The sequence below is a fragment of the Vagococcus lutrae genome, assembly GCF_023299185.1.
Taxonomy (GTDB): Bacteria; Bacillota; Bacilli; order Lactobacillales; family Vagococcaceae; genus Vagococcus_A; species Vagococcus_A lutrae.
This window is the reverse complement of the sequence record NZ_CP097017.1, coordinates 1,000,453-1,018,092: the sequence shown is the minus strand read 5'-3', so window position 1 is coordinate 1,018,092 and position 17,640 is coordinate 1,000,453. Positions and strand designations below refer to the sequence as shown.

16 protein-coding genes are annotated in these 17,640 nt (G+C 38.2%); 15 read left to right on the top strand and 1 reads right to left on the bottom strand.

The window, feature by feature from the left end:
* Positions 1 to 9 precede the first annotated feature (9 nt).
* From adhE to M2919_RS04845, 5 genes are all read left to right on the top strand, one after another.
* Complete coding sequence (gene adhE / locus M2919_RS04865) at positions 10 to 2,616, top strand: bifunctional acetaldehyde-CoA/alcohol dehydrogenase (protein WP_023606593.1); 2,607 nt, start codon at positions 10 to 12, stop codon at positions 2,614 to 2,616.
* Between the two features lie 163 nt (positions 2,617 to 2,779).
* Entirely contained in the window at positions 2,780 to 3,646 is an 867-nt protein-coding gene (gene mreC, locus M2919_RS04860; RefSeq protein ID WP_202584940.1) for a rod shape-determining protein MreC, read from the top strand.
* Positions 3,646 to 4,161: a rod shape-determining protein MreD gene (gene mreD / locus M2919_RS04855; protein WP_248849440.1), complete on the top strand. Its 516-nt coding sequence runs from the start codon at positions 3,646 to 3,648 to the stop codon at positions 4,159 to 4,161. Before mreC ends, mreD begins: the two co-directional genes overlap by 1 nt.
* A 115-nt stretch (positions 4,162 to 4,276) precedes the next feature.
* Positions 4,277 to 5,656: a C40 family peptidase gene (locus tag M2919_RS04850; protein WP_248849439.1), complete on the top strand. Its 1,380-nt coding sequence runs from the start codon at positions 4,277 to 4,279 to the stop codon at positions 5,654 to 5,656.
* Positions 5,657 to 5,727: 71 nt separating this feature from the next.
* Positions 5,728 to 7,068: an APC family permease gene (locus M2919_RS04845; RefSeq protein WP_248849438.1), complete on the top strand. Its 1,341-nt coding sequence runs from the start codon at positions 5,728 to 5,730 to the stop codon at positions 7,066 to 7,068.
* Positions 7,069 to 7,107: 39 nt separating this feature from the next.
* Here M2919_RS04845 and M2919_RS04840 read toward each other — a convergent pair whose 3' ends face one another.
* On the bottom strand, positions 7,108 to 8,907 hold the full coding sequence (locus M2919_RS04840) for a M3 family oligoendopeptidase (protein WP_248849437.1): 1,800 nt from the start codon (positions 8,905 to 8,907) through the stop codon (positions 7,108 to 7,110).
* A 125-nt stretch (positions 8,908 to 9,032) separates the two neighbouring features.
* On the opposite strand from M2919_RS04840, the gene M2919_RS04835 reads away from it, so the two are divergent.
* From M2919_RS04835 to M2919_RS10110, 10 genes are all read left to right on the top strand, one after another.
* Positions 9,033 to 9,533: a VanZ family protein gene (locus M2919_RS04835; protein WP_248849436.1), complete on the top strand. Its 501-nt coding sequence runs from the start codon at positions 9,033 to 9,035 to the stop codon at positions 9,531 to 9,533.
* Between the two features lie 86 nt (positions 9,534 to 9,619).
* Positions 9,620 to 9,853, top strand: a complete 234-nt coding sequence (locus M2919_RS04830; protein ID WP_023606586.1) for a Veg family protein — start codon at positions 9,620 to 9,622, stop codon at positions 9,851 to 9,853.
* A gap of 158 nt (positions 9,854 to 10,011) precedes the next feature.
* Complete coding sequence (locus tag M2919_RS04825) at positions 10,012 to 10,857, top strand: YitT family protein (protein ID WP_248849435.1); 846 nt, start codon at positions 10,012 to 10,014, stop codon at positions 10,855 to 10,857.
* Positions 10,858 to 10,866: 9 nt separating this feature from the next.
* Complete coding sequence (locus M2919_RS04820; protein WP_222317181.1) at positions 10,867 to 11,571, top strand: GntR family transcriptional regulator; 705 nt, start codon at positions 10,867 to 10,869, stop codon at positions 11,569 to 11,571.
* A 19-nt stretch (positions 11,572 to 11,590) separates the two neighbouring features.
* Positions 11,591 to 12,901 carry a Sapep family Mn(2+)-dependent dipeptidase gene (locus M2919_RS04815; protein ID WP_248849434.1) on the top strand — a complete coding sequence of 437 codons (1,311 nt, stop codon included), beginning with the start codon at positions 11,591 to 11,593 and terminating at the stop codon, positions 12,899 to 12,901.
* Positions 12,902 to 12,914: 13 nt separating this feature from the next.
* A complete protein-coding gene (locus M2919_RS04810) occupies positions 12,915 to 13,871 on the top strand; it encodes a glycosylasparaginase (protein ID WP_248849433.1) in 957 nt (318 codons plus the stop codon).
* Positions 13,872 to 13,886: 15 nt separating this feature from the next.
* Positions 13,887 to 15,881 carry an alpha-amylase family protein gene (locus M2919_RS04805; protein ID WP_248849432.1) on the top strand — a complete coding sequence of 665 codons (1,995 nt, stop codon included), beginning with the start codon at positions 13,887 to 13,889 and terminating at the stop codon, positions 15,879 to 15,881.
* A 16-nt stretch (positions 15,882 to 15,897) separates the two neighbouring features.
* The gene (locus tag M2919_RS04800) at positions 15,898 to 16,755 is read left to right on the top strand and encodes an ROK family protein (RefSeq protein WP_222317185.1); all 858 of its coding nucleotides are present in this window, start codon (positions 15,898 to 15,900) and stop codon (positions 16,753 to 16,755) included.
* A 121-nt stretch (positions 16,756 to 16,876) separates the two neighbouring features.
* The gene (locus M2919_RS04795; protein WP_222317186.1) at positions 16,877 to 17,200 is read left to right on the top strand and encodes a helix-turn-helix domain-containing protein; all 324 of its coding nucleotides are present in this window, start codon (positions 16,877 to 16,879) and stop codon (positions 17,198 to 17,200) included.
* 107 nt (positions 17,201 to 17,307) lie between these two features.
* Entirely contained in the window at positions 17,308 to 17,631 is a 324-nt protein-coding gene (locus tag M2919_RS10110; protein WP_246616548.1) for an IS3 family transposase, read from the top strand.
* The last annotated feature ends 9 nt before the right edge of the window (positions 17,632 to 17,640 follow it).

The window sequence follows — 17,640 nt, the reverse complement described above, 5'->3', positions numbered from 1 at the left end:
GTTTCCTAAATGAGTAAAAAAGAAGACGTTAAAAAAGAAGTAGTAGACAAAAATCAAGTGGCATTAGAGATGGTCAATGATTTAGTTGCAAAAGGGCAAGAAGCACTAAAAGCAATGGAAGAATTTACGCAAGAACAAGTTGACCACATTGTTCATCAAATGGCAATGGCGGGCTTGGATGCACACATGCCTCTAGCAAAAATGGCAGTAGAAGAAACAGGTCGCGGTGTCTATGAAGATAAATGTATCAAAAATATGTATGCCTCTGAGTACATCTGGAATAATATAAAAAATGATAAAACAGTCGGTGTGATTCGTGATGACGAACAACATAACATTATTGAAGTAGCAGCACCAGTTGGCGTTGTGTGTGGTGTAACACCTACAACAAACCCAACATCAACGACGATTTTTAAAGCATTAATTTCAATCAAAACACGCAACCCGATTATCTTTGCTTTTCACCCAAGTGCACAAAAATCATCAGCTGAAGCAGCTCGAATTGTAAGAGATGCAGCGATTGCAGCAGGCGCACCAGAAAATTGTGTTCAATGGATTGATCAACCTTCTATGGAAGCAACTAGTCATCTTATGAACCACGCTGGCGTAGCCATTGTTTTAGCAACGGGTGGAGCAGGAATGGTCAAATCAGCATATTCTACTGGAAAACCAGCGTTAGGAGTTGGACCGGGTAATACGCCAGCTTACATTGAAAAATCAGCAAAAATTAAACGAGCAGTTAACGACTTAATCGTCTCTAAAACATTTGATAACGGCATGATTTGTGCTTCTGAGCAAGGAGTCATTGTTGACAAAGAAATCTATGACGATGTAAAAGCAGAATTTTTAGCTCACCAAGTTCACTTTGTCACAAAAGAAGATTTACCAAAATTAGAAGCAACGGTTATGAATGAAGCTAAAACAGCTGTTAATCCTAAAGTAGTAGGGATGCCAGCGACTCAAATTGCAGAATGGGCAGGAATTAAAGTGCCAGCTGGAACGAAAATATTAGTCGCTGAATTAGAAGGAACAGGTAAAGAGTACCCACTTTCACTTGAAAAACTATCCCCTGTATTAGCTATGGTGAAAGCAACTGATCGCGATCATGCTTTCCAATTATGTGAAAATATGTTGGAATTTGGTTTAGGACATACAGCTGTGATTCACTCTGAAGATGAAGAATTACAATTAGCATTTGGCTTGAAAATGAAAGCGTGTCGTGTACTTGTAAACTCTCCAGCAGCTCAAGGAGGTATCGGTGATTTGTATAATGAAATGATTCCATCACTAACTTTAGGTTGTGGTTCATATGGTAAAAACTCTGTTTCTAAAAACGTCACAGCTATTAACTTAATTAACACGAAAACAATTGCGAAAAGAAGGAATAATATGCAATGGTTCAAACTACCATCAAAAATTTATTTTGAGAAAAACTCATTAAATTATTTAGAACAAATGAAGGATGTAGAAAAAGTCTTTATCGTCTGTGATAAAGGAATGGTCGACTTAGGCTATGTTGATCGCGTGATTGAAGCGTTAAATCGTCGTGAAGGAAAAGTCAGTATTGAAGTCTTCTCTGATGTCGAGCCAGATCCTTCAACGAACACTGTTTATAAAGGAACAGACCAAATGATGAACTTCGAACCAGATACAATTATCGCCCTTGGTGGTGGATCTCCAATGGATGCGGCAAAAGGTATGTGGATGTTCTATGAAAATCCAAATGTAGAATTCTTCGGAGCGAAACAAAAATTCTTAGATATTCGTAAACGTACTTACCGTATTCCAGAACCAAATAAAACAAAATTTGTATGTATTCCAACAACATCAGGAACAGGTTCTGAAGTAACACCTTTTGCTGTTATTACCGATAGTGAAACAGGCGTGAAATATCCATTAGCAGACTACGCCTTAACGCCACATGTAGCAATTGTTGACCCACAGTTTGTCTACTCAGTACCAGCGAGCGTCACAGCTGATACAGGAATGGACGTATTAACACATGCTATTGAATCATATGTGTCTGTAATGGCATCTGATTATACACGTGGTTTAAGTCTCCAAGCGATTAAATTAGTATTTGAAAGTTTAGAAGATTCCGTTAAACGACCTAATGAAGTGAACCGTGAAAAAATGCATAACGCTTCATGTTTAGCAGGTATGGCGTTTGCAAATGCGTTCTTAGGTGTTTGTCACTCTATCGCGCATAAATGTGGTGGTGCATATCATATCCCACATGGTCGTACGAACGCGATTTTATTACCACATGTTATACGTTATAATGCGAAAGATCCTTCTAAACATGCGTTATTCCCTAAATATGATTACTTCAGAGCTCATGAAGACTATGCTGATATCGCTCGTTTCTTAGGCTTGAAAGGTGAAACGACTGAAGAGCTTGTCGAAGCATTGGCAACAGCAGTCGCAGAGTTAGGTGAAACTGTAGGTATTGACATGAGCTTCAAAGCACAAGGGGTAACGGAAAATCAATTGAATGAAACAGTAGATCAATTAGCTGAATTAGCTTATCTTGACCAATGTACAACGGCTAACCCTAAAGAGCCACTAATCAGTGAATTGAAAGAAATTATCATTCAAGCATACAACGGTCAATAAAATAATAACACAACCTCCTAAAAGCCAAAGATTCGTCTTTGGCTTTTTTAATATTTCCCTAAAATTCCAAAGGGCTATTAGCAATAGTAGAAAAACGAACGTAACAATGATAAAATAAGAAAGATTAGTGTCATGTTTTAGATGAATAATATGAGGTGTATAAATGAAAAAAAAGAATTCAAGCAAACAAATGATTATTGGCATTATCATCGCGATTATCATTGTTTTTCTAGTAAGTGTCAGTGTGATGCAACGTGATAAAAAAAATGAGAGTGGTCCGATTCAATCAACAGGAAATGATTTAGTCGCAAAAGTAGATAAAGCTATTTCGTTTCCGTTAAGAGCCTTTGAAGCAACGGTTTCATCTGTGACGAATTTATTTGGCACATATCAAGAAAATAGTCAGTTAAAAAAACGTTTAGATAGTTATGCGTCGTTAGAAAATCAAAACTTGTTATTAGAAAAAGAAAATCAAGCGTTGAAAGACCAACTTGAGTTGACCGCTACGATTTCGAGTTATGAACAAATCAATGCGAACGTGATTAGTCGTTCGCCAGACGATTGGCAAAACATCTTGATTATCGATCGCGGCACGAATGATGGTATTGAAGCCAATATGCCTGTGATGGGACGTAAAGGTTTAATCGGTCGTGTCATTGTAGCTAATAAATCGAGTTCAAAAGTGGAATTACTAACGTCACGTAATCAAAATAGCAATCATTTTCCAATCATGGTCGTGAGTGAAAAGGGTGAAACAGCTTACGGATTAATGGAAAACTATCTTGATGAGGAAGAGTCACTTGTGATTACACAATTGACGACTACTAAAGACATTCAACCCGGAGATCAAGTGTTAACATCAGGATTAGGAAGCACATCACCGAAAGGGTTATTAATTGGAGAAGTAAAAAAAGTCAATCCTACTAAATATGGTTTGGAACAAGAAGTGTATGTGACACCTGCTTCTTCTCTTTATGATATTTCAGTTGTAACCGTCGTGAAACGTTTAGTAGGAAGTGAGCTAGAATAATGAGAGAAACACTATGGAAAGGAATATACCCCGTCTTACTAGGAGTGATGATGCTTGCAGATGCGCAGATTAGTAATGTCTTGCGAATTGCAACGAAAAATGAAGTGTTTTTAAATAGCCACTTATTTCTGATAGGATTAATTTTAGGATGTTTTTATTATAGTCGTCGCTATATGATGAGTATTGCCATTGTTTTAGGTTTGATATTTGATATGTATTATTACGGAATTTTAGGGATTAACACAGTATCATTTCCTTTAACTGTTATGCTTATCTATTTTGTCTTTACTTATATTAAACCAAGTATTTCGATGATTTTTATAAGTCTAGTTATTTTTATTACGATTATGGATAGCAGTATTTATATTATCCAATTAATTTTTAATTTAATTCAAAGTAATACACAAGCATTTATCGTCCGGCAATTAGGCCCAACAATGCTACTGAATATGGTGTTTTTCATCCTGCTCGCGTATCCGATTCAAAAAATGATAAAAAATAGAGATTATTTGTAATGAAATATTTTTGTAACATTCCTATTATATGATTGTGACATGGATGTGCTACAATGCAATCATGCTTAAGAAAAGATTAAGGTTTATCCTTAATACAAATCGGAGGAATTACAACGTGAAGAAGCGAATCTTATCAGTAGTATTAGTAAGTTCAATAGCATTAGGAAGTGTAATGGCTCCTACAGTTGCATTAGCAACAGACTTAGATCAAAAAATTGAAAAATCTAATAATAAAATTAAAGAATTATCTAGTAAAGAAGCAAGTGCTGCTGCAGAATTAGAAGCAGTTAAAGCGAATATTGCAAAAATCCAAGAAAAATCAGCTAAATTACAAAGCGAACAGCAATCATTGGATAAAGAAGTAAACACATTAGCTTCAGAAATTGAAGTGCTAAATGAAAAAATTGCCAAGCGTGATGCAGCAATTAAAGAACAAGCACGTTCAACACAAACTGAAGGAATGGGTAACAACTTAGTAGAGGCTGTTTTTTCAGCAGAAACTGTTTCAGAAGCAGTGACACGTGTAGCTGCTGCAACAAAATTAGTCTCAGCAAGTAATGACTTATTAAAACAACAAGAAAATGATAAAAAATCTGTTGAACAAAAGAAAAATGAAACAGAACAAAAATTAGAACAAATTACTGAAAATGCTATTGCTTTAGAAGCACAACAAGGGCAATTATATGATCAAGAGTTAGCACAACAAATTTTAGTTGCTACCGTATCAGCAGAACGTGCAACTGAAGAAGGTAAAAAAGCAGAATTTATTAAAGAAAAAGAAGAATTAGAAGCTAAACGTAAAGAAGAAGCACGTTTAGTTGCTGAAGCGAAAGTACAAGCTGAACAAGCAGCTACTGTAGCGACGACTGAAAATACAACAGCGCCTTCTCAAACTCAAGAGACAGCAGCGACTGAAAATCAAACGCAAGCGCCGCAAACATCGACTGAACAGCCAGCAGCACCGGCTCCAAGTCAACCGGCTGCTCCAGCACCAAGCCAACCGGCTCCAAGTCAACCAGCTCCAAGTCAACCAGCTGCTCCAGCGCCAAGCCAACCGGCACCGAGTCAACCAGCAGCACCGGCTCCAAGCCAACCGGCACCATCCCCAACGCCAGCTCCAAGTAATGCATCAGGAGCAGCGATTGTTGCAGAAGCGCAAAAGCATTTTGGTAAGCCTTATACGCAAGAAGCGGGACGTCGTATGGGACCTAACTCATTTGACTGTTCAGGTTTAACGAACTATGTTTACCGTCAAGTAACTGGTAGAGATATCGGTGGATGGACAGTACCTCAAGAAGCAGCAGGAGTACAAATTCCTGTTTCACAAGCACAACCAGGTGACTTATTATTCTGGGGAGCTCGTGGAGCTACATATCACGTAGCTATTTCAACAGGTGGTAGTGGTTATATTCATGCCCCTACTTATGGACAAACTGTAACATCAGCATCAATTTCGCCATACTTTGCACCAAGCTTTGCAGTACGTGTTTTGTAATTTTTAAAACTTGAAAGAACCTCTCAGTTAGAGGTTCTTTTTTTATTGAAAGACTAATTGAGGAGTGAATTATGAAAGAAACTAAAAAACTTCATAGTGGTTATAATTTGATGACGGCTATTACAATGATTGTCGGTATCTGCATAGGTTCAGGTATCTTTTTTAAGGCAGATGATATTTTAGCATATACAGGAGGAAATGTTGGTTTAGGTGTTTTATTATTAAGTATAGGTGCTTTTAGTATTATATTTGGAAGTATGACCCTAACCGAACTTTCCGTAAGAACATCAAGTTTGGGTGGATTAGTCGGTTTTTATGAAGTTTTTATTTCAAAAGCCTTTGCCAATGGCTTTGGTTGGTTTCAAACATTTGTTTATTATCCAACAATCAATGTTGTCGTAGCATGGGCAGCAGGGATTTACACTGTAATGTTACTCGGACTTGAGATGACGCTTGAATATCAAATATTAATTGGAACAGGCTATTTATTATTAATGTATGCAATGAATTACGGCTTCAAACAAATAGGTGGTTGGTTTCAAGTTTTAACTACTTATGTGAAACTTTTACCGTTGCTTTCGATAGCGATTATTGGAATGTTTCAGCTTGCGCCTGTCACGACTGTAGCCACATCTGAGACGTCAGTTTTACAGTCTGTTGGGTTTTCTTTTTTAGCAGGTCTAGCGCCTGTGGCATTTTCGTTTGACGGTTGGCCGATTGCAACAAGTATCAGTAATGAAGTTAAGAATCCAAAACGTAATATGCCCATTGCGTTAACAATTGGCCCATTAATAGTTTTAATCGTCTATGTGACGTATTTTCTAGGTTTGACAAAATTATTAGGGATAGAGCATATTTTAGCAGTGGGCGATCAGGCTATTTATGATGTAGGTAATATCATTTTTGGTGCGTATGGAGGCAAGCTGATTTTAGTTTTTGTTATTATATCAGTTCTTGGAGTTGTAAATGGGGTTACGCTTGGTCACATACGAATGCCGTATGCACTGGCAACTAAAGAAATGCTTCCTAATAGTGAAGCGGTAAAAATAATGAATGATCGTCGTCAATTGTCTCCTCGTTCGTTCAAAATATCTTTATACACCTCCTTAGTATGGATGACTATTCACTATCTGACACAAAAGCTAGGATTATTAGATACAGGAGATGTCAGTGAAATAGCGATTGTTTTTGCTTATATATGCTATCCTATTTTGTATGTGTATGTTATGAAGCTATACATGAAGAAAGAGATTAAGAGTCATTTTAAGGGGATAATAGCGCCTATGTTAGCGTGTATAGGCAGTGGGATTATTATCCTAGGGGGCATTATGTCTAATCCGGTCTATATGCCAGTTTTTATTGTGCTATGTGGCATTGTATTTTATCAAGGGTATCGCTTTAAAAGAGAATAAAACACCGTTGCCTCTTTACGAGGTAACGGTGTTTTGTTTTTAGACAAGGTCTTCAGTTAATGTCATGAATTCTTCAATATCTTTTTTGACCATATCAATGCCAGCTTGCCAGAATTCTGGTTGCGTTAAATCGACATTGAGATGTTTTTGTGCGAGTTCTTCAGTTGTCATTGAAGCAGTGTCGCGTAGGAGGGCAATATATTTGTCTTCAAAATTATCCCCAGATTGTTGAGCGTATGCATAGATTCCCATACTGAATAAGTAGCCAAATGTATAAGGGAAGTTATAAAACGGTACGTCGTCAATAAAGAAATGTAATTTACTTGCCCAGAAGTGTGGATGATAAGAAGCCAATGTTCCTTGATAAGCTTCTTCCTGTGCTTCTAGCATTAATTCTGTTATTTCATCGACCGATAGAACGTGGTCTTGACGAGTTTGATAGAATTTATTTTCAAAGATAAAGCGCGCATGAATATTTAAGAACATCGCAGTAGCATTTTGTAGTTTTGTATCGAGCAAGCTGATCTTTTCTTCTTTAGAACTTGCTTCTTTTAAAGTCGCATCTGCTACAATGAGTTCTGCAAAAGTACTAGCAGTTTCAGCAACGTTCATCGCATATCCTTGGCTCATGACAGGTAAATCCCACATCACGTGACTATGGTAAGCGTGGCCTAGTTCGTGCGCCAATGTAGCTACTTCATTTATTGATTCGCCATAAGTCATAAAGATACGTGACTCTTTACTTTCTGGGATTCCTGTACAATAACCACCTGGGCGTTTTCCTGCACGGTCTTCTGCTTCAATCCAAGCATTTTCAAAGGCATGTTGAGCAAATGTTGCCATCTTAGGACTGAATTTATTAAAATTAGCAATGATAAATTCAGCGGCTTCATCAAAAGTGAAACGTTTTTCTTTTAAGTCTCCTAGAATGATAGGAGCATCGACATCTTGCCACTCCATTTTCTCTTTTCCGAATAATTGTGCTTTACGTGTTAAAAAGTCAGTGAAAGCTTTCTTATTATCAGTGATCGTTTGCCACATCATCTCTAACGTTTCTTTTTTCATACGATTGTAAGTGAGTGGTGTTTCTAAATAATCAGATTTACCGTGTAACTCGTAATTTGTTAAACGGAATCCTTGTAAATGGTTAAGTGTATCGGCAAACAAAGGCGCTTTTTCTTCCCATGTTTTTTCCCAAATTTCAAATAAATCAGCACGTACTTGTGGGTTGGCATCTCCCATCATTTTATTGAAGGCTTGGCCAGCTGAAAGTGTTTCTCCATCGTATTCGATTTGAATAGACGCAACAATCGTATCGTAATGAGAGCTCCATGCATTAAAACCGTCTAAAGCTAAATGGTTAATGATATTTTCTTCTCGCTCGCTTAAAAGCTCTTTTCCGTCACGACGAATTTCATTTAAGTTAAATAAGACCCCATGTTCTTGTGCAAAAGACGTATGTGATAAGTCGTGCCACGCGTCATCAGATAGCTCGGTTAATTTTTTAGTGAATGTCACATGAGCGTTGCTGAAAAGTGTGTGCAAACTATAAAGAGTCCCTAGCAATGTGTTAGCATCTTTGTTATTTACATCGGCTGATTGAATAGCATTGACAAAACTAATTGTTTGTCCGAAAGCTTGTGATAAAGTAGCCGATTTTTTTAATAGTTCCTCAAGTGTTTTAAAATGAGGGGCATCTTGTTGAGGTTCCCACGCTTGAACGTGTGATTCATATGTTTTAACAAGCGTCTTCATCTCTGTAATTTTTTCTTGGAGAGCTTTTGATTGCGTACCTCCTGGAAAAATACTTTCTAAATCCCATGTAATTGAATATGACATTAAATCCGCTCCTTTCAAGTTAACTTCTATTATAAGCTATATCTTAAAAAATGATAAGAAATAATCTCAAACTTCTTCATTTTATTTTCATTATGTAGGATAATAAAACAAAAGGAGGGATGGCAATGGCAAAATATCGTAAGGATGGAACCCTGTATTTATTTTTAGCGTTTCTAGTGATGGGGTTACTTTTTTGGAGTTCATCCCAGACATATGAACAGCAATCTCAAATAGGTTTGTTAGAAGTGCTACTTAAAAAGCAGCCATTTCATGAGGCGTTAAGCTCCATTCAATTTATGTATGCTGGAGAAGAAGTCAGTGTGGCACATAGTGGTTATTTTAAGTTTGTTGAGTTTTTTATCCGAAAAGGGGCACATTTTTTTATTTACTTCTTATTGGGCAGCTTTTTATTTCTAGGTTTAACTCCGCGAGTTAAAGGGATATGGATAACTACAGTGATAAGTTGGCTATCTGCTACAGGATATGCTGGTCTAGATGAATTTCATCAACAATTGACGGGTGGACGAACGCCGCTATTTGAAGATGTTATGCTCGATAGTATGGGCGCCTTGACGGGAATTGTGATTTGCTTAGTCGTTCTTTACATAAAAAAATCAAAGAAATAATAAAAAAATCTTGCGTTAAGATAGTAAGTGTGTTAAAATTTGAGTTTTTATTATGTTTGTGGTATAATGGCTACGAGGTGAAGGGAATGCCACAAACATTAGCGACGATTAAGAAGAAGATGGAAGCACGTATTGGTAGTGAAATTATGTTAACTGCACAAACAGGTCGAAAACGCCAAACAGAGCATCGTGGTGTTTTAACAGAAACTTATCCTGCCGTCTTTGTGGTAGACTTAGATGAAGATCTGAATTCATGTGACCGGGTCTCTTATAGTTATACAGATATTTTGACAAATACTGTAGCAGTAGAATTTTTATAATAAGAGCGAAAAAGACCTTACAGCTTATGGCTGTAAGGTCTTTTTTGTGTTTTTAGAGAAAAACACATCACGAAAAAAATACATACGTAAAAGCGGTTGCATATTCTTTTTAGTAGTATATACTAGCGTTGTTAAGTGATAAAGGGAGGGTGTTACACGTGAATCGACAGTATTATTCAAAATGCTTAGTGGCAGTAGCCTACGCTTTTTTATCATCGTTAGCATTTAATTTCTTTTGGTTTCCGGGAAAAATTTACGCAAATGGGATAACAGGTCTGTCTCAATTAATGAGTACATTAGCAGGCACATTTTACGATTATGAGATGTCGATACCTTTACTCGTACTACTATTCAATCTTCCTTTGTTATTTATTGCTTGGTTCCATATCGACCGAGAATTTACAGCGATGACCGTTGTAGCGGTTTTTCTTACATCCTTTATGATGGCTCGCTTACCAGTAGTGACATTGACGACAGATCCGATCATTTGTGCGGTCTTTGGTGGAGTATTACATGGGGTGTCGGTGGGTATTACGTTAAATAGTGGCTTTTCAACGGGCGGACTTGATATTATAGGAATTTTAGTTCGGCAAAAGACCAACAAATCATTAGGGACGATTTTTATTATTTTTAATGTGTGTATTCAGTTTGTAGCTGGCTACGTTTACGGTTGGCCACTTGCTTTCTACAGTGCGATTTCTGTTTTCATTAGTGGTCGTGTCGTGGATTTTGTTAATACTCGACAACAAAAAGTACAAGTGATGATTGTGACCGAAAAAGCAGAGGCTCTGATTACACAAATGCAAACACATTTAAAGCGTGGGATGACGATTGTCAACGATGTTGAAGGAGCGTTTAAGCGAGAAGAAAAGAAAATTATCTTTGTCGTTATTGCGAAGAATGAACTAACAGCATTGTATGATGACATTCAACTTTCAGATCCCGATGCTTTTATGAGTGTTTCACCTAAAGTGATAACCAATAAAGTATTTTATGAATGGTAGGTGAGAATAATGACGAAACGCGTTACCCTTTTTACAGAAGTGGCAGATGAACTTAGACGACGGATTCAGACGGGGGTTTATTCAGAACAAATGAAATTGCCGTCTGATTATGAATTGGCAGATGAATTTGGTGTTAGTCGTTTGACCATACGTAAGGCAGTCGATCAATTGATAAGTGAGCAGCGACTGGTGAAACATCGAGGAAAAGGAACTTATGTCATGCGTGCGCCCAAATTATACAGTGGACATTATGGTTTAACGAGTTTTACAGAGGTTGGCGAACATTTAGGAAAGGATGTTCACACAAAACTTTTGTCTTTTAAAAGAATAAGTGCCGACCAATTAGCGTTGGATTTTGGCGAAGCACGTGAGTTATTTGTGATTCAACGCTTACGTCAATACAATCAGACGGCGATGACGGTCGAAGAGCTATGGATACCTGTTGACTACTTGCCGCCGACCTTTTCTGAAGAACAGGCGACACATTCGCTTTTTCAACTCTTAGAGCAGTCTCATGTTATAGGTTACTCTCATCAAGAAATTGCGGCGGTCAATATAGAGGCGCCTTATCATGAGTTACTAAATGTCCCTTTGCATCAAGCTGGGTTTAAAATGATGTCCGAAACCTATTCGGTAGATGGAGCCCTATTATTATATGATTGCTCTTACTATCGAGGCGATGAGTATCGCATAAAACAAACTTTACAACGTTAATAAGAAATGAGGAGAAATCATGGTGTATCATCCAGAATTTAAACAATGGATTGCAGAGAATCAAGCGCTATTTTTAAAAGATTTAGCACGAATCATTCGAATACCAAGTAAGAAATCAGTTGCCACGACAGAAGCTCCTTTTGGCGAAGCTAATTTAAATGTATTACGAGAAGCATTGACGATTGCCGACGAATATGGTTTTTCAACGAAGATGGTTGAGAATGCAGTCGGCTACGCTCAGCTAGGGGAAGAAGAAGATTATATCGGAGTTGTGGGGCATCTAGATGTCGTGCCAGAAGGAGAGGGCTGGAGTAGTCCACCGTATGAACTAACATTACGCGATGAAAAATTATATGGACGAGGGGTTTTGGATAATAAAGGCCCTATCATGGCGTGTTTATTTGCATTGAAATTATTACAAGACCATGAAGTCCCTTTAAAAAGAACTGTCCGAATCGTTTTTGGGACAGACGAGGAAAGTGGTTCGCAAGATATGCCGCTATATCTAGCAAAAGAAAAAGCGCCTATTTTTGGTTTTACGCCTGACTGTAAATATCCAGTAGTTTATGGTGAACGAGGAATTTTAAGAGTGGGGATAACGACGAAAATAACGGCAGACTCTTTTACGCATTTAGGTGCGATTGTCGGTAGTCAAGATCCTTCTTTTATTCCCGATAGTTTAACCACTGTGTTTCAAGGAAGAACGTTTACAGCTAGTGGGAAGCGAAGTCCTTCCAATGCACCAGAATTAGGAGAAAATAGTATTACGCTATTAGCGAAACAATTAGAAGAAGTATTGACTCATGAGGATGATTTGAAAGACTATCTTGCATGGATAGTGACACATTTACATCAGCAACATCAGGGAGAAGGACTGGGGTTAAATTGGTCTGATTCAGATAGTGGAACGTTGCAAATAAGTCCGTATCGTTGGACTAAGCAAGATGACGGGATGTGTTTAGAAATTAGCATACGTTATCCTGTGACAGTCACAGAAGAAGCAGTTCTAGAGCAGTTGACAAAAGTGCTACCGAAGCTAAGTACGTTAAATGTTTTAAGAAGTCTACCAAGTACAGTCTTTTCTAAGGAACATTGGGGTGTTCAAAAATTAGTAACAGTATACGAAGAGGTCATGCAGGAAGATGGACAACCTGTGACGACGACAGGCGCTACCTATGCTCGTTTTGTTCCTAACATTGTGGCGTTTGGTCCTTCTTTTCCAGGGCAGAAAGGGATTGCTCACAATCCGGATGAATATATGGATTTAACAGATTGGTTAAAAAATATTGAAATTTATATGCATGCGATTCTTGCATTAGCAAATGATTGAGGAGGAAATATAAATGAAATGGGGCGCAATTGCAACTTGGCGAATGGCACATGATGGTGTTAAAAAAGCTGGGGATATTTTAAAAAAGGGTGGAAAAGCCGGAGATGGTGTTGAAGTTTTAATCAAAACGGTTGAAGACTATCCTTTTTACAAATCAGTAGGATATGGCGGGTTACCAAACGAAGAAGGTATTCTTGAAATGGACGCTGCGTATATGAATGGAGATACGTTTGCAATTGGTGGTGTCGCAGGAATCCAAGATGTAAAAAATCCCATATCAGTGGCACGCCAATTAAGTCATGACCATTTTAATAGTTTTCGCGTGGGGGAAGGGGCAACGAAGTACGCCTCGCTAGCAGGATTTGAAAAGCAAAACATGTTAACACCACGCGCTCATAAAATATGGAAAAAACGATTGAAAGAAGTACAAGAAAACCAACTAAACCCTTATGACGGACATGATACCGTAGGGGCAGTTACCTTAAATAGTCAAGGAAGTATGGCTGTGGGGACGTCGAGTTCTGGTCTTTTTATGAAGAAAGCTGGACGAGTCGGAGACTCCCCTTTATCAGGCTCTGGTTTTTATGTAGATAGTGAAGTTGGAGGAGCTAGCGCAACAGGATTAGGAGAAGACTTGATGAAAGGGTGCCTTTCCTATGAGATTGTACGGTTAATGAAAGAAGGACTTACTCCGCAAGCCGCATGTGATCGAGCTGTTTACGACTTTGCTGATATGTTAAAAAAACGTTATGGCAAAGCAGGTGCGATGAGTCTTGTCGCGATGAATAATCAAGGAGAGTGGGGCGTGGCTACTAATGTCGAGTTTACATTCTCAGTCGTGAATCATAAGGAGGAAGCAGCTATCTATATCGCTCATCCCGGAGAAAATCATACAACGTCTATTGCACCGATTACTCAAGAGTGGTTAGATGCTTATGAAAAACGTATTAAAGCCCCTATCGAAGACTAAAAAGGAGAGTGTCCTATGTTAAATTATCGTCAAGTACATTTAGATTTTCATACAAGTGAACATATTCCAAATATTGCGGAACGTTTTGATGCCCGTTTATTTGCGAAACAAGTAAAAGAAGCGCATATTGATTCGATAACGTGTTTTGGTAGATGTCATCACGGTTGGCTTTATTACCCGTCGAAAGCACAACCTGAAATGATTCATCCCCATTTGAAAAATCAACGACTATTACTAGATCAAATCGAGGCTTGTCATGCGGAAGGCATTAAAGTGCCTGTCTATACAACTGTTCAATGGGATGGCTATGTGGCAAAACATCATCCAGAATGGTTGTGTCGTGACGAAAAAGGGGAGCCGATTAATAGTCAGGGAGTGCCAGAGCCGCATTTTTATTATACGTTATGTTTAAATAGTGATTATCGAACGTACTTTAAAGAGCATCTTGTGGATATGATTGAGTCTGTCACGCCAGATAAGTTGGACGGTGTGTTTATGGATATATTATTCCGCACAGATTGCCAATGTGAGCATTGTCAAAAAGAGATGAAAAAGCATGGCTATGACGTGACGAATAAGTCAGACCGTTTGGCGTATTCTGATGAAATGCTACGTATCTTTAAAGCAGAAATTAGCGAATTAATCCGTCAAAAAGCACCTAAAGCGAGTATTTTTTATAATGGTTCGCATGTTGGGTTTGCAGATAAACATCATTTAGAGGCATATTCACATTTAGAACTGGAAAGTTTACCAAGTGGTGGTTGGGGATACGACCATTTTCCGATTACCATGCGTTATGCTCGAAATTTAGGGAAACCAGTGATTGGTATGACAGGAAAATTCCATACTTATTGGGGAGATTTTCACTCATATAAAAACTTGCCAGCCCTACAATTTGAGTGCTTTAATATGTTGGCTTTGGGAGCAGGCTGTTCGATTGGCGATCAACTTCATCCTGATGGTGCTTTGTCACCAGCTAGCTATGAGTTGATTGGTAAAGTTTATGAAGAAGTAGCAGGAATTGAAAAATGGTGTCGTCAGGCAAATCAAGCGCAAGTAGAGATAGGGGTATTAACGCCAGAAGAAACGTGGCGACCTGGTAGTCACAGCTTACGTATTTCGCCTTCAATAATTGGTGTCAACCGTTTGTTACAAGAATTAAACTATCAATTTGATATTATCGACAGTGAGATGTTATTTGACCGTTATCGTGTGCTAATCTTACCAGATATTGTGGAGGTGACACCGTCATTAGTAGAGAAATTAGCTACCTTTACAAGTCGTGGTGGCGCAGTAATAGGAAGTTTTAAATCATTGGTCGAAAACCAAGCAGGTGCAGAGTTTTTTGGGATTGAGTTTGAAGGATTAAGTCCTTATCAACGTGATTTTATTTTACCAAATGACCGTTATGGTCGTGAACTCCCTCAAGAACCTCATGTCATGTATTTACAAGGAGCATCGGTAAAAACGACGAAAGCAGAAACATTAATGGCGACGGTAAAAAGTTACTTTAACCGTGAGGGTGAAACATTTTGTTCGCATCAACATGCACCTGCTCAGAATGAATTAGGAAGTCCTGCACTGACACGCTACCAAAACCAGGTCTATTTTTCACACCCTATTTTTGAAAGCTATCGTCACAATGCACCTCGTTGGATAAAAGTGTTGTTGGCAGAACAATTAGCCGAGTTACTGCCAGACAAGTTATTAACACACGATGGCCCAAGTACGTTATTAACGACCGTGAATCAAAGTGAGGACTCCCAGTTGGCTCTAATACATTGCTTACACTATATTACACAGAAGAATACAGAAACGATTTATACCATTGATGAAGTTATTCCACTTCACGATATTCATCTAACTTATCAAATCGGCTCTCGCTCAGTCAAACGAGTCACAAATGCTTTGACTGGCGAAACGATATTTGCAAAAGAAGAAGCGGGCAAGCTCCTTCTTGATATCGATCGGATCGACGGACATCTTGTGATTGCCGTTGAATTTGAATAGATAAGGAGTGGTTGGTATGACGCTATTAGTAGTTGATATAGGAGGAAGTGCATTAAAAACAGCGATTTGGCACGATGCTTCTTTAGTTGATAAACAGACGGAGCCGATGGTGACAAGCTGGGAGTTGTTAGAACAAGCTCTTTTTGAAAAATGGCAGAGGTATCGAGAGAAATATGACTTAAAAGCTCTTCATCTTAGCTTACCTGGAGTTGTAAATCAGGAAACCGGCTATCTAGAGGGTGCTAGTTCGTTAGCATTTTTGCATGGGGTTCCTATTCGTGAGCGATTAGTGAAGTTAATCGGCGCTCCTGTAAAAATGGAAAATGATGCGAACTGTGCAGCTTTGGCAGAGTGTCATCAAGGTGCTGCCAAAGGTAAAAAGAATGTTGTGTTTGTAGTAGTAGGAACGGGGATTGGCGGTACAATGGTGATAGACGGTAAAATTCGTCAAGGGCATCATCTTTATGGCGGCGAATTTGGCATGATGTTGATTGATGGCCGACGAGAATGGGCAGAGTTAGGCTCTGCAGTTCATATGGCACGCAAAGTTTCGATAGCCAAAGGACTCGACATGCATGCACTGTCTGGAAAAGAAGTTTTTGCTTTAGCCGAACAGGGTGACAATATAGCACAAGAGGCCGTCGAAGAATGGTATCATTATCTAGCGTTAGGGTGTTATAATTTGCAATACATACTCGACCCAGAAGTGATGCTCATTGGGGGAGGTATTTCGCAAAAACCCGATTTGATTGCTCATATCAATCGTCATTTAACAAAAATAATGTCTTATGGACAACGTTCTCCCTTGACACCCAACGTGCAAACATGTGATTTTTACAATGATGCGAATCTCATTGGATTGGCATATCTTTAATAAAAAAGACGACTTATCTCAGAAGGAGCTGACGGAACTGACCCACTTACGTGGGACACAATAAAAAAGCACCTCTTGTTGAATTCAAGTAAAATGAATTTAACAGGAGGTGCTTTTTAGCATGGGAACAAGAGTATCTTATCCATTAGAAGTGAAACAAGCAGCAATAAAGATGAAATTAGAAGGCAAATCAACAAAAGAAATAATGGAGAAACTAAGTATTAAAAATAGAACACAAGTCCAAACATGGTGGCGATGGTATCTAAATAGTGAAGAATATCGATTTCTCCAACCTGTCGGGAAACAATATACATATGGTAAAGGACCCGAAGGTTTAAGTGAGGTTGATAAATTGCAACTTGAAAATAAATTTTTAAAGAATAAAATTTCTATTTTGGAAAAGTACAACGAATTGGAAAGGATGTGGCGCAACAACTATTTGTAGAATTAGTGGAAGAAATGAAGGGAGAATTGCCCGTTAGAACGATTTGCCAATAGTTTGGTATTGCAAAATCAACTTATTATCGTTGGAAAAAGCAATCATTTAAATCTATGCTAACAGACACGGAAGAGTTCATTCAAAAAGTGTGTGTAGAACATCGGTTTACTTATGGTTATCGAAGAGTCACCGAAGTGATAAGAAGAACTCAAATTATAAACAAAAATACCGTTCAAAAAATAATGCAGAAATATGGTTGGAATTGCCGTGTCAAAGTAAAAAAGATAAAGAGAATTGGCAAGGTTCATAAAATATGTGACAACGTATTAAACCGGAATTTTAAAAGTGAAGAGCGCTTTAAAAAATTAGTAACAGATATCACTTATCTACCCTTTGGCTCTAAAATGATGTATTTATCCTCGATTATGGATTTATAGGTTCTGTTG

Coding starts and splice junctions, on each gene's coding strand:
- adhE (WP_023606593.1), top strand. CDS start 10: ATGAGTAAAAAAGAAGACGTTAAAAAAGAAGTAGTAGACAAAAATCAA.
- mreC (WP_202584940.1), top strand. CDS start 2,780: ATGAAAAAAAAGAATTCAAGCAAACAAATGATTATTGGCATTATCATC.
- mreD (WP_248849440.1), top strand. CDS start 3,646: ATGAGAGAAACACTATGGAAAGGAATATACCCCGTCTTACTAGGAGTG.
- M2919_RS04845 (WP_248849438.1), top strand. CDS start 5,728: ATGAAAGAAACTAAAAAACTTCATAGTGGTTATAATTTGATGACGGCT.
- M2919_RS04840 (WP_248849437.1), bottom strand. CDS start 8,907: ATGTCATATTCAATTACATGGGATTTAGAAAGTATTTTTCCAGGAGGT.
- M2919_RS04835 (WP_248849436.1), top strand. CDS start 9,033: ATGGCAAAATATCGTAAGGATGGAACCCTGTATTTATTTTTAGCGTTT.
- M2919_RS04830 (WP_023606586.1), top strand. CDS start 9,620: ATGCCACAAACATTAGCGACGATTAAGAAGAAGATGGAAGCACGTATT.
- M2919_RS04820 (WP_222317181.1), top strand. CDS start 10,867: ATGACGAAACGCGTTACCCTTTTTACAGAAGTGGCAGATGAACTTAGA.
- M2919_RS04815 (WP_248849434.1), top strand. CDS start 11,591: ATGGTGTATCATCCAGAATTTAAACAATGGATTGCAGAGAATCAAGCG.
- M2919_RS04810 (WP_248849433.1), top strand. CDS start 12,915: ATGAAATGGGGCGCAATTGCAACTTGGCGAATGGCACATGATGGTGTT.
- M2919_RS04805 (WP_248849432.1), top strand. CDS start 13,887: ATGTTAAATTATCGTCAAGTACATTTAGATTTTCATACAAGTGAACAT.
- M2919_RS04800 (WP_222317185.1), top strand. CDS start 15,898: ATGACGCTATTAGTAGTTGATATAGGAGGAAGTGCATTAAAAACAGCG.
- M2919_RS04795 (WP_222317186.1), top strand. CDS start 16,877: ATGGGAACAAGAGTATCTTATCCATTAGAAGTGAAACAAGCAGCAATA.
- M2919_RS10110 (WP_246616548.1), top strand. CDS start 17,308: ATGCTAACAGACACGGAAGAGTTCATTCAAAAAGTGTGTGTAGAACAT.